Source organism: Methylobacterium sp. 391_Methyba4 (assembly GCF_029691625.1).
GTDB lineage: Bacteria > Pseudomonadota > Alphaproteobacteria > Rhizobiales > Beijerinckiaceae > Methylobacterium > Methylobacterium fujisawaense.
The window spans coordinates 6,397,262-6,409,968 of record NZ_CP121475.1 but is presented as its reverse complement, the minus strand read 5'-3'; the positions used below and the strand labels follow the sequence as shown (position 1 = coordinate 6,409,968).

9 protein-coding genes are annotated in these 12,707 nt (G+C 68.1%); 6 read left to right on the top strand and 3 right to left on the bottom strand.

All coding sequences use genetic code 11. The annotated features are described in order from the left end of the window. Nucleotides 1–41: 41 nt before the first annotated feature. From P9K36_RS30235 to P9K36_RS30215, 5 genes are all read left to right on the top strand, one after another. Nucleotides 42–1,130, top strand: a complete 1,089-nt coding sequence (locus P9K36_RS30235; protein ID WP_278306332.1) for a branched-chain amino acid aminotransferase — start codon at nt 42–44, stop codon at nt 1,128–1,130. Nucleotides 1,131–1,373: 243 nt separating this feature from the next. Next, nucleotides 1,374–3,182 (top strand): hypothetical protein, encoded by a 1,809-nt coding sequence (locus P9K36_RS30230; protein ID WP_274926177.1) that lies wholly within the window; start codon nt 1,374–1,376, stop codon nt 3,180–3,182. Between the two features lie 134 nt (nt 3,183–3,316). Continuing rightward, nucleotides 3,317–4,603 (top strand): oxalate/formate MFS antiporter, encoded by a 1,287-nt coding sequence (gene oxlT / locus P9K36_RS30225; RefSeq protein ID WP_043353715.1) that lies wholly within the window; start codon nt 3,317–3,319, stop codon nt 4,601–4,603. Between the two features lie 146 nt (nt 4,604–4,749). After that, a complete protein-coding gene (gene oxc / locus P9K36_RS30220) occupies nt 4,750–6,495 on the top strand; it encodes an oxalyl-CoA decarboxylase (protein ID WP_278306330.1) in 1,746 nt (581 codons plus the stop codon). Between the two features lie 310 nt (nt 6,496–6,805). After that, nucleotides 6,806–7,501 carry an esterase gene (locus P9K36_RS30215; protein WP_274926179.1) on the top strand — a complete coding sequence of 232 codons (696 nt, stop codon included), beginning with the start codon at nt 6,806–6,808 and terminating at the stop codon, nt 7,499–7,501. A gap of 3 nt (nt 7,502–7,504) precedes the next feature. On the opposite strand, the gene P9K36_RS30210 is transcribed toward P9K36_RS30215, so the two are convergent. The 3 genes from P9K36_RS30210 to P9K36_RS30200 form a co-directional block, all read right to left on the bottom strand. Beyond that, on the bottom strand, nt 7,505–8,683 hold the full coding sequence (locus P9K36_RS30210) for an HPP family protein (RefSeq protein ID WP_278306329.1): 1,179 nt from the start codon (nt 8,681–8,683) through the stop codon (nt 7,505–7,507). A gap of 83 nt (nt 8,684–8,766) precedes the next feature. Next, nucleotides 8,767–10,017, bottom strand: a complete 1,251-nt coding sequence (gene frc / locus P9K36_RS30205) for a formyl-CoA transferase (protein WP_043353710.1) — start codon at nt 10,015–10,017, stop codon at nt 8,767–8,769. Nucleotides 10,018–10,072: 55 nt separating this feature from the next. Continuing rightward, nucleotides 10,073–10,531, bottom strand: coding sequence for a PAS domain-containing protein (locus P9K36_RS30200; protein WP_043761749.1), 459 nt, complete (start codon nt 10,529–10,531; stop codon nt 10,073–10,075). A 916-nt stretch (nt 10,532–11,447) separates the two neighbouring features. Between P9K36_RS30200 and P9K36_RS30195 the strand changes: the two genes are divergently transcribed. After that, a complete protein-coding gene (locus tag P9K36_RS30195) occupies nt 11,448–12,689 on the top strand; it encodes a capsule biosynthesis protein (protein WP_043353709.1) in 1,242 nt (413 codons plus the stop codon). Nucleotides 12,690–12,707: the final 18 nt, after the last annotated feature.

Here is a 12,707-nt window from a genome sequence, read left to right as displayed (position 1 = left end):
CGGAGCGCGCCATAAGGGCCTCAGTCGATAAGGACCAGACCGTGAGCGACCTGACGTTCGAGATCCAAAGTCATCCCGCCCCGCGGACCGCCGAGGAGCGGGCCGCGCTGATGGCGAATCCTGGCTTCGGCAAGGTGTTCACCGACCACATGGTGGTGGCGCGCTACACGGCCGGTCGCGGCTGGCACGATGCGCGGATCCAGGCCCGCGAGGCGATTCCCCTCGATCCCGCCTCCGCGGTGCTGCACTACGCGCAGGAGATCTTCGAGGGCCTCAAGGCCTACCGCACTGCCGATGGCGGCGCCGCCCTGTTCCGGCCGGACGCCAATGCGCGTCGTTTCCGGCACTCGGCCGAGCGCCTGGCGATCCCACCGTTTCCCGAGGATGCCTTCGTCGACGCGGTGCGCAAGCTCGTCGAGATCGACCGCGCCTGGATCCCCGACACGCCCGACGGTAGCCTCTATCTCCGGCCATTCATGATCGCCACCGAGGCGTTCCTGGGCGTCCGGCCGGCCTCCGAATACCTGTTCATCACCATCGCGTCGGCGGTGGGCTCGTACTTCAAGGACCCGAACAGCACCGTCACGGTCTGGGTTTCGGAGCATTACACGCGGGCCGCCCCGGGCGGCACCGGCGCGGCCAAGTGCGGGGGCAACTACGCGGCGAGCCTCGCCCCGCAATCCGAGGCCGCGGCCCAGGGCTGCGAGCAGGTCGTCTTCCTCGACGCGGTTGAGCGCCGCTACATCGAGGAACTCGGCGGCATGAACGTGTTCTTCGTCTTCGAGGACGGCACGCTGGTGACGCCGCCGCTCTCGGACAGCATCCTGCACGGCATCACCCGCGACTCGGTCATAACCCTGGCGCGAGAAGCCGGCCTGACCGTGAAGGAGGAGCCCTACACGATCGACGCGTGGCGCACCGACGTGCGGAAGGGCCGCCTGACCGAGGCCTTCGCCTGCGGGACCGCCGCGGTGATCACGCCGATCGGCACCGTGAAGGGCCGCGAGGAGAGCTTCACAATCGGGAACGGCAAGGCCGGGCCCGTGGCCCAGCGGCTGCGGAGCCTTCTGGTGGACATCCAGCGGGGCAACACCAATGACGCCCATGGCTGGTTCCAGAAGATCTTTTAAGGCGTCTCGCCAGTTCGAACTCATGGCACGGGGGTCGAGCAGGCTTGGCTCGCACCCTCGGCGCGGCACCCGCACGTGCAACCCATCCCCGCATCGTGAAATGGCGCAGCGCAACGGAGGCCTCGCAGGAGGCCTCCGGACGGCCGCGCGATCCCTGGACCGCGCCTGCGAGGCTGCTGCCCAGCACCTCAGGATAAGAGGGATCGATCGGACAGGCCGCGTCACGCCACGGCGGTTGCGCCCGTGACCGTCGCGGCGGGGCAGGTTCCCGATGCGGCCATCATCGGCCCGTGGAACCCTGGCGTCCGATCCGATCTGCCGTCCGCCTTCCTGCCGCTGGTGACGGTCTACCGGTCCGAGCACGTCGAGACGCCGCTGCGCGACGCCCTGGATCTGAGCGACCTCTGCGGGCTGCCGGCCCGCCAGCTCAGCCGGTTCCGGGCCCGCCGCCTCGTCGTCCATGAGGTGCTGATCCGCGTGATGTCGGACCTGTCCGTGCCGGTCGGTGCGGTCTATGCCGATCTCGGCGTGAACTTCCGGGCCATCGTGTCCACGATCCTGCGCGAGGGCATCGAGCCCCGCCTCAGTGAGATCGAAGCAGCCCTCGCCCAAATCCGCGCCGAGGCCGACGCGCTACTCGATCGTGAAGTCGCCGCCATCCTCGACGAGACGCCGGCCCCGCAGCCGCCCGAGCCGCGCTGGCTCGATAGGCTCCTCGGACGCCGCCCCCCGGCGGTCGTGGCCCCGCGCGAGGATCTCGCGACCCGGTCCCTGCGTCATCTCGAGACTTGGCAGCGGCGCGCCGCCGAATCCGGCGACGGCCTGGAGATCGCCGCCTGCGAGGCCCTGCGCAGCGTGGTGTCCGGCCTTATCGCGCGGCAGAACACCTTGATCCGCGACGGATCCCTGATGCGGACCATCGCCGGTACGCTGGTCTCGAACGGCTACGGCAGCCGCCGCATCGGCGAGCTGATCGAGCCCTGGATCGCCGCAGTGGTGGAGGCGCATGGCTATCGCCGGCTGGCGCCGCAGGACTTCCCGGTGGTGATGAACGTGAAAGGGGCCTCGGCCTCCGGCAAGAGCACGATCCGTCCCTACCAGCTCGGCCTCGCCAGACGTCTCGGCATGGCGTGGTCGGACTTCGCGGTGATCACACCCGACGTCTGGCGCAAGTACCTCCTCGACTACGACAGCCTGGGCGAGGCCTCCCGCTATGCCGGGACGCTGACGGGCTACGAGGTCGAGATCATCGACATGAAGCTCGACCGCTACGTCACCCGCAAGGCGGCCGAGCGGCGGATCTCGAACCTGCTCATCGACCGGTTTCGGTTCGACAGCTTCCAGGCCGAGGCCGGCTCTGACGGCGGCGGGCAATTGCTCACCCGGTTCGGCGACCGGGTCTACATGCAGTTCATGGTCACGCCCCCGGCCGACACCGTCGAGCGGGCATGGAAGCGGGGTGAGATGTTCGGCCGCTACAAGGCGGTGGAGGACCTGCTGGCGCACAACGTCGAGGCCTATACCGGCATGCCGCGCCTGTTCTTCAACTGGGCGCTCTCGCGCGACAAGCAGGTGGTCTGCGAGTTCCTCGACAACAGCGTGCCGCTGGGCGAGCGGCCGCGCACCATCGCGTTCTGGGCCGACGGGATCCTCAACATCCTCGACGTGAAAGGGCTGATCGACATCGACCGGTTTCGGAAGGTCGACATCTTCGCCCGCAGTCCCGAGGCGGTGTTCAAGGGCGCCGACCTTTCGGCATCCGCCAACACCACCTTCCTGCGCGAATGCCTGCGCCGGATGGCGATCGTCCGCTTCGTTCAGGCCGAGACCGGCCGTGCCATCCTGCGCCTCGATCGCGGACGGATCACCGCGCTGGATCCGGCCACCCTGGCGGCGGTGAAGGCGGGTCCGGACTGGGAGGCGGCCTGCGCGGTCATCGGATTCCCGGCCGATCCGACCGCGATTCCCACGCTCGATGAAACGCTGCACCCGACCGACGCGCCGACGCTCGGTGCCTGGGGCCCGATTTCTCCGTCGGGGCAAACGGAATAATATCGCCGCCCTGACAGTTCATCCCGTCCGTATCAGGCTGGTATATTGCATACCTAGAACGGATGTGCATGATCGTCGGTGCACGAGAGACGCCGCCACAGCAAGGCCGCGCCGCCCAAGAGAGAGGCTCAGGGATGGAACGCCAGGATTCGCCGTCGGCGAAATGGTGGCAGCTCGCCTTCGGCGTGATCTGCATGGCCATGATCGCCAACCTCCAATACGGTTGGACGTTGTTCGTGGACCCGATCGACCAGCGCTACCACTGGGGACGCGCGGCGATCCAGCTCGCCTTCACGCTGTTCGTCGCCACCGAGACCTGGCTGGTCCCGGTCGAGGCGTGGTTCGTCGACCGCTACGGCCCGAAGATCGTGGTCGCGTTCGGCGGCGTGATGATCGCCCTCGCCTGGACGATCAACGCCTACGCCGACAGCCTGGCGATGCTCTATCTCGGCGCCGTCATCGCCGGCATCGGTGCGGGCTCGGTCTACGGCACCTGCGTGGGCAACGCGCTCAAGTGGTTCCCGCATCGCCGCGGCCTCGCCGCCGGTGCCACCGCGGCCGGCTTCGGCGCGGGTGCCGCCATCACGGTGGTGCCGATCGCCCGCATGATCGCGTCGAGCGGTTACCAGGACGCCTTCCTGTATTTCGGCATCGGTCAGGGCGCCGTGGTCCTCGCGCTCGCCTTCCTGCTGCGCAAGCCGTCGACCAACTCGCCGGTCCAGCGCAAGAGCACCCGCCTGCCGCAGACCAAGGTCGACCGCAGCCCCCGCGAGGCGGTGCGCACCCCGGTCTTCTGGGTGATGTACGCCATGTTCGTGATGGTCGCCTCCGGCGGCCTGATGGCGGCGGCGCAGATCGCCCCGATCGCCCACGACTTCCAGGTGGCGGGCGTGCCGGTGAGCCTGTTCGGCCTCCAGATGGCGGCGCTGACGCTTGCGATCTCGCTCGACCGGATCTTCGACGGGTTCGGGCGGCCGTTCTTCGGCTACGTCTCCGACAACATCGGCCGCGAGAACACGATGTTCATCGCCTTCTCGACGGCGGCGCTGGCGGTGATCGTGCTGCTGACCTACGGTCACATCCCGATGGTCTTCGTGCTGGCCACCGCGGTGTATTTCGGGGTGTTCGGCGAGATCTACTCGCTGTTCCCGGCGACCTGCGGCGACACGTTCGGCTCCAAGTACGCCGCCAGCAATGCCGGCCTGCTCTACACCGCCAAGGGCACCGCGGCGTTCCTCGTGCCCTTCGCCAGCCTCCTGTCGGCGGCCTACGGCTGGTCGGCGGTGTTCACGCTGATCATCGTGCTCAACGTGACGGCGGCGGCGATGGCGATGTTCGTCCTGCGCCCGATGCGAGCTCGCTACCTCGCCGCAGAGGAGCATCCCGCGGCGCTCGGCGCCCACCCGATCCGGGCGGCCTGAGCAGCCCCCGCTCCACGACGTCGCCCGAGCGACGCCCAGCCTTCACGGATCTCCCGCCCTCCCCTCCTCCGGGAGCGTGGGGGATCCCCCGCCAGCCGGCGCCCAGAGCCGCCCGTACCGATACCGATCCTCCGGGAGAAACCGTGATGACCGCACTCGCCAAGATCGTCCACACTGCCCCCGAGGTCGAGGCAGAGCCCGAGCTGACCGACGGCTTCCACCTCGTCATCGACGCGCTCAAGCTCAACGGCATCGAGACGATCTACGGTGTCCCGGGCATCCCGATCACCGATCTCGGCCGCATGGCCCAGGCCGAGGGGATGCGGGTGATCTCGTTCCGCCACGAGCAGCACGCCGGCAACGCCGCGGCGATCGCGGGCTTCCTTACCCAGAAGCCGGGCATCTGCCTCACGGTCTCGGCCCCGGGCTTCCTGAACGGCCTGACCGCCCTCGCCAACGCCACCACCAATTGCTTTCCGATGATCCTGATCTCGGGTTCCTCCGAGCGCGAGATCGTCGACCTGCAGCAGGGCGACTACGAGGAGATGGACCAGCTCGCCATCGCCAAGCCCCTGTGCAAGGCGGCCTTCCGGGTTCTGCATGCGGCCGATATCGGCATCGGCGTCGCCCGCGCCATCCGCGCCGCCTGCTCGGGCCGGCCGGGCGGCGTCTACCTGGACCTGCCCGCCAAGCTGTTCTCCCAGGTGATGGACGCCGAGGCCGGCGAGAAGTCGCTGGTCAAGGTGATCGATCCGGCCCCGGCCCAGCACCCCGCCCCCGAGGCAATCGCCCGGGCGCTCGACGTCCTGAAATCCGCCAAGCGGCCGCTGATCGTGCTCGGCAAGGGCGCCGCCTACGCCCAGGCCGACGCGGCGATCCGCAGCCTCGTGGAGACCAGCGGCATCCCCTACGTGCCGATGAGCATGGCCAAGGGCCTCCTGCCCGACACCCACCCGCTCTCGGCCGGCGCGGCGCGCTCGACGGCGCTGAAGGACTCGGACGTGGTGCTGCTGATCGGCGCCCGGCTGAACTGGCTGCTGTCGCACGGCAAGGGCAAGAGCTGGGGCGAGCCCGGTTCGACCAAGTTCATCCAGATCGACATCGAACCCCGCGAGATGGATTCGAACGTCGAGATCGTCGCGCCGGTGGTCGGCGACATCGCGTCCTGCGTGCAGGCGCTGCTCGACGGCATGGGCCAGGGCTGGCAGCAGCCTCCCTCCGACTGGATCGAGACGCTCAAGACCAAGCGCGAGGCCAACGTCGCCAAGATGGCGCCGAAGCTCATGAGCAACGCCTCGCCGATGAACTTCCACGCGGCGCTCGGTGCGCTCCGCACCATCGTCAAGGAGCGGCCGGACGCGATCCTGGTCAACGAGGGCGCCAACACCCTCGACCTCGCCCGGGGCATCATCGACATGTACCAGCCGCGCAAGCGCCTGGATGTCGGCACCTGGGGCATCATGGGCATCGGCATGGGCTTCGCGGTCGCGGCGGCGGTCGAAACCGGCAAGCCGGTCCTGTGCGTCGAAGGCGACAGCGCCTTCGGCTTCTCCGGCATGGAGGTCGAGACCATCTGCCGGTACGGGCTCCCGGTCTGCATCGTCGTGTTCAACAACAACGGCATCTACCGCGGCACCGACACGGATCCGACCGGCCGCGATCCCGCCACGACGGTGTTCGTGCCGGATTCCCGCTACGACAAGATGATGGAAGCCTTCGGTGGCGTCGGCTACCACGTCACCACGCCGGACGAGCTGACCCGCGCGGTCAACGAGGCGATGAACTCGGGCCGCCCGGCTCTGGTCAACGCCGTCATCGACCCGGCGGCCGGAAGCGAGAGCGGCAACATCGGCAGCCTCAACCCGCAGAGCGGCATCAAGAAGAAGAAGTGAGGGCGGCGGGCCCCTGAAGCCCGCAACTGGGATGTCTGCACGCCGGCCGGATCGCTCAGCGGTCCGGCCGTTCATGACTGCGCGGCACGCTTCGAGGCCGAGCCGCGGGCCCCCTCTCCCGTGCGGGAGAGGGACAGGGTGAGCGAACAGGTCCGTCCGGAAAGGGCGCGACCGGGACGCGCCTCAATGACGTGCTCGTCCTGGGAGTTCTCGCCCCTCACCCCAGCCCACTCCCGCACGGGAGAGGGAGTCTGGCGCCGCTGGCAAGCCACACAACGCGAATCCAACACCGATCCGACGAGTTCCTGCGATGATCGATCCCGACCTCGCCGGCCGCCTGCACTTTCGCCACCGACTGCCCGGCCGCGAACCCCTTCCGCCGGGCAGGCACGCCCTCGGCCTCTTCGCCGAGCGCGACGCGGTGCTGGTGGTTCCCGAGGGCCTCGATCCGCGCCGGCCCTGCCCGCTCGTGGTTCTGTTCCACGGCGGCGGCGGCAGTGCCGAGCGCATCCTGCCGATGCTGGAGGCGCATGCCCGCGCAGCGCGCTTCCTGCTCCTCGTGCCGCAATCCCTCTTCCCGACCTGGGACATCGTCATCGCCGGCCATGGGCCTGACCGCGAGAGGGTCGCGGCGGCACTGGCGCACGTGGCGGACCGGTTCCTCCTCGATCCGGGGCGGCTCTGCTTCGCCGGCCATTCCGACGGTGGAAGCTACACCCTCTCGCTGGGGCTCGCGAACGGCGATGTGGCGAGTCACCTGATCGTCTCGTCGGCCGGGTTCCTGTCGGTCCATCTGCAGGTCGGCGCACCGCGCATCTTCCTGTCGCACGGGACGCAGGATGAGCAGATCCCGATCGACCGGAGCGCCCGGATCCACGTGCCGACGCTGCGCGAGGCCGGTTATCCGGTCACCTATGTCGAGTATGACGGGCCGCACGCCCATCAGCCGGCCGTGGTGGCCCAGGCAGTGGACTTCTTCTTGAGCGATCCGCCCGACGGCGTGTGAGCGTCAGGCCAGAGCGGTACGGGCCGAGGCGCGGGCGCGGATCGGCGCCTCGGGCGCGTCGGCTTCGGACAACAGCGCCGGGATGAGGTCCGTCTGCGAGACGATCCCGACCAGACGGCCGTCGGCGTCGACCACCGGCAGGTGGTGCAGCCCCGCCTCCGACATCCGCGGCACCAGCACGGCGATGGGTGTGTCGGGGCCGACGGGCTCGACCGCGCTCATGATGTCGGCGGCGCAGCCATGGGGTGCGCGGCCCCGCTCGGCCGTGAGCCGCAGGCGGCGGCCGAGGCCGAGGCGCGGCCCGGACCGGTCCCAGGCGGCCTTGTCGAGGAGATCCGTCTGCGTGACGATGCCGAGGACGCGTGCCCCCTCGTCGGTCACCGGAAGCGCCTTGATCCGGTGCCTGCGCAGCAGCCGCAACGCCTCGGCCAGCGGCGCGTCCGGCGCCACCGCGATCACGTCGCGCGACATGATCGCCGCGCAGGTGATCGGACTCGAGAGGCGGCCGTAGACCCGCATCTGCACGCGCCGCAGGATCTGCTCCAGGTCGCTGCGGTCGACGTCGAGGAGCTGGTCGAAATCCTCCAGCGCGGCGTCGAGGTCCGAGGCCCGGAAGCCCACCCGGGCGCCGGAGGGCGGATCGGCCGTTCTGGGACCCGCCGGGCGCAGATGCGGGTAGGTGCGCCCCGTCAGGTTGTTGAACAGCAGGGCGGTCGTCAGCAGCAGCAGCGAATTGGCCGCGACCGGCCAGAGCACGAAGCCGTAGCCCAGCTCGCGGATCGCCGGGCCGCCGAGAACGGCCGTCAGCGCCACGGCTCCGCTCGGCGGGTGCAGGCAGCGCAGGGCCATCATCAGGGCGATCGCAACCCCGATGGCGCAGGATGCCGCCACGAACGGATCGGCGATCCACGCCCCCGCCGTGACGCCCACGAATGCCGCCACGATGTTGCCGCCGAGGATCGACCAGGGCTGCGCCAGAGGGCTCGCGGGCACGGCGAAGAGCAGCACCGCCGAGGCGCCCATCGGGGCGATCAGGACAGGCAGCGCCTCGGAGCCCAGGGCGGCGCGGCAGACGAGGCCGGTCGCCAGGATGCCCGCCAGGGCACCGGCAGCGGAGCGCAGGCGCTCACGCTTGCTGATCGGGGTCAGCTCCGGCAGGAAACGGCTCAGGAATGCGCGCATCGGATCCGGGGCTCGCACATGAAAAGGACGGCGCTGGGGGAGCGCCGTCCTGTCTCAGGAACGCTGAGGTCGGGCGCTGTCTATCAGACCGCGCGAGCCTCGTGCATCGCCCGGATCTGCTCCGGCGAGTAACCGAGGTCTGCGAGCACCTCATCGGTGTGCTCGCCGAGCAGCGGCGACGCCTTCACCTCGACCTTCATGTCGGAGAACTTGATCGGGCTCCCGACGGTCAGGTACTTGCCGAGCTTCGGGTGCGCCACCTCGACGACGGTGCCGCTCTCGCGCAGGGACTTGTCCTCGGCGATCTCCTTCATCGACAGCACCGGCGCGCAGGGGATGTCGTAGGTGCGCAGGATGTCCACCGCCTCGAACTTGGTCTTGTCGGCGAGCCACTCCTCGATCGTCTTGAAGATGTCGAAGATCTTGTCCTGGCGCGCCCGGGCGGTGTTGTAGCCCGGATCGGTGATCCACTCCTCCTTGCCGAGCGCCTTGCAGATCGGCGCCCAGGCATGACCTTGGATCGTGAAGTAGATGTAGGCGTTCGGGTCGGTCTCCCAGCCCTTGCACTTCAGCACCCAGCCCGGCTGGCCGCCGCCGCCGGCGTTGCCGCCCCGCGGCACCACGTCGGAGAACTCGCCGTGGGGGTACTGCGGGTACTCCTCGAGGTAGCCGAGGGCGTCGAGGCGCTGCTGGTCGCGCAGCTTCACGCGGCAGAGGTTGATCACCGAGTCCTGCATCGACACGGCGACCTTCTGGCCCTTGCCGGTCTTGTTCTTCTGGTGAAGCGCCGTGAGGATGCCGATGGCGAGGTGCATGCCGGTGTTGGAGTCACCCAGTGCGGCTGCGCTGACGGTGGGCGGCCCGTCCCAGAAGCCCGTGGTCGAGGCGGCACCGCCCGCGCACTGGGCGACGTTCTCGTAGACCTTCAGGTCCTCATAGTGGTGGCCGTCCGAGAAGCCCTTCACCGAGGCGAGGATCATGCCCGGGTTCAGCTCCTGGATGCGGGCCCAGGAGAAGCCCATCCGGTCGAGGGCACCGGGGCCGAAATTCTCGACCATGACGTCGGAGTCTTGAATGAGCTTCTCGAGGACTTCCTTGCCGGCCTGGGTCTTGGTGTCGAGGGTGAGCGAGCGCTTGTTGGAGTTCAGCATCGTGAAGTAGAGCGCGTCTGCGTCCTCGACGTGGCGCAGCTGGGTCCGGGTCACGTCGCCGGCGCCGGGACGCTCGACCTTGATCACGTCGGCGCCGAACCAGGCGAGCAGCTGCGTGCAGGCCGGGCCGGCCTGGACGTGCGTGAAGTCGATGATCTTGATGCCTTCCAGCGGCTTGCTCATGGGGCGTTCTCCCTGTGCGGTTTGGTGATCGGGACCTTCGGATCGTCCGGCGGGCTCATGGCGCCCGGCGGGCCGGATCCGAGGAAGCTTCGAGTTCGGCCACGCGTTGGCGCAGGCGCTTCTCTTCGGCCCAGCGCTCGGTCTCGTCGCGGATCACGGCGACGATCCCGGTCACCCGGTCGGAGGCGTCCCGCACCATCCCCACCGTGAAGGCGATGGAGAGCTGGCGGCCGTCCTTGTGGAGCGCCGGCACCCTCAGGGTCTCCGCCCCGTAGCGGGTGACGCCGGTGCGCATGGTCTTGGCATAGCCGTCCCAGTGGCGGCGCCGGTGCCGCTCGGGGGTGATCAGATCGAGACTCCGCCCCAGCGCCTCGGCGGCGCTGAAGCCGAAGATGCGCTCGGCGGCGGCGTTCCAGACAGTGATGGCGCCGTCCGGATCGGACACCACCACGGCGTCTCCGATAGCCCTGACGAAGTCGGCGAGATCGGAACCGTTACGCTCCGCCTGCGCCAAGCCCGTCACCGGCGACATCCGGCCAACGGGCCAGGGATGAGGCGGATTGCAGAAGTCCGAAGCTGCGTCATCCGCGGCCACCCTCCCTGAACGTCGCCCGAAAGAGCGGCGTTAAAATTCCAGTCCGGTCTTGCTAAGGAACCGTGACCAGCCCTTTCGTTGGTATTTGGTATGCCAAATGGGGAATTCCGTCAACGCCTGCGGTGACAGGTGGAACTTTTCTTCAACTCGATGCCGCGAGACGCGGCCCCTGACGGAATGCCGGCGGGCGGTCTCGACACGGGCCGAGCAGCCCGGCATTTCGCCCTGAGCCTTCCGAACGCGATCGCTTTCGACACGCCGATGATCGCCGCTCAGGATTTCGGGCTCCGGGCTCGACGAGCAGATATGTCTACGGGTATCGACAGTATTTCCTGAATGAGTGCGCCGCGTCCCACTCTGGTCGCCTCGGTTACGACTTTAATCTCGGACCGCAACGATTGATGGATCGTCACGCCGAATGATTTCCGTATCGGCTTTTATCGGAAGCTGATCATAAGTGACGGGATCTCCGCCGACGCGTCATAGATCCGGCGCCTTAGCGCAGGTTTTCCGTAGCGAGATCGGCTTGAGCGCGGCTTCGTGTGACTCCGACAGAACGCGGGCACCACCATGGCCACGCATTCCGCGAGGACGACCGGGCGGCTGGATCCGGCAGACTGCCTCCGGCCCAACAGCGATGTGGTCATCGATGGCACGCACGGATTCCATCGGACCAGGCCGCGCCGCGACGCGCGCGGCGGCGAAGCCGAGGCATCCATAACGACATGCTTTTGCCGTCTCCCCGTGCGACAGACGATCGGCGTGCGGATTGCGGCGCGGTCATGATCCCGGTGACGGGTCGACCTTCTAGGCCGGGAGGGCCGGGAATCAGACCATGAATATGGAGATCCGGAAGGCAGAGGGACAGCCGGTTACGTCTGCCGACCGTCAACAGGCGGTCACTGAGTCGCTTCGGCAGATCGCGCGCATGTCGCGCTTCGCCGATCGCAAGAAGGGGATCCGATCCTATCAGGTCCAGACCAAGAACGACCCCTGGATCCCGGTCCTGTTCGTGCTCTGTTTCATCCTGCCGGCCTTGGCCGGTGCCGTCTATTACGGCTTGATCGCGTCCAATCGCTACGTCACCGAAGCACGCTTCGCGATCCGACCGGCTCTCGGCTCGTCCGACAAGACATCCTCCGAAACCGGGGGAACCGCTTCCGGCACGTCGAACCAGATGGTGGCGCAGGATACACAGATCACGCGCGAGTTCATCCTCAGCCGGCCGATGCTGGAGATCCTTGAGGGGCAGCTGCCGCTGCGCCAGTGGTTCAGCAGCGATTCGATCGATTACTTTTCACGGTTCGATCCCGAAAAGCCGATCGAGAAGTTCGTCCGCTATTGGAAGCGGCGCGTCGGCGTCGAGGTCGAAGGCGGCTCCGGGATCATGTCCGTCACGGTCGAGGCCTTCGATCCGGACGAATCGCTTGCCATTGCCAAGGCCGTCATGAAGGAGGCCGAGCGCAAGGTGAACGACCTCAGCGTCAAGTCGCGCGAGGACGCCGTGGCGGAGAGCGCGCGCGAACTCCGTCTTGCCGAAGAGCGCATGACCAAGATCCGCCTCGCCATGCGCGACCTGCGCAACCGCGAAGGTGTGCTGGACGCTCAGAAGACGAATGACATCAATATCAAGATGATCGCGGAGCTGCGGGCATCCCGCATCAACCTCGCGGTCCAGCTCGCGATCGGCCAGCGCGACCTCGGTCCCGATTCGCGCCGGATCATGGATCTCAAGCAGCAGATCAAGGATATCGACGACAACATCGCCCGGATCGAGCGGCAATCCGCCAGCCAGGATCCCGATCAGAAGCGGCTGCTGTCCGACGCGTTGACGCGGTTCGAGATCCTGGAGAACGACCGGAAGAACGCCGAGAAATATTACCAGCAAGTGCTGACCGCCTACGAGCGCGCCCGCATCATCTCGGCCCGGCAGATCGAGTTCTTCAGCCCGATCGTCGAGCCCGTGAAAGCGGAATCGTCGACCGAACCGCGGCGGCTCCTGATGATCGGCCTGATCATGGCGGGCGCCGGAATCCTGTTCGGAGCCTCGATGTTCGCTCGTAAGATGATGACCTGACCCACGCCCGCCCCGCGG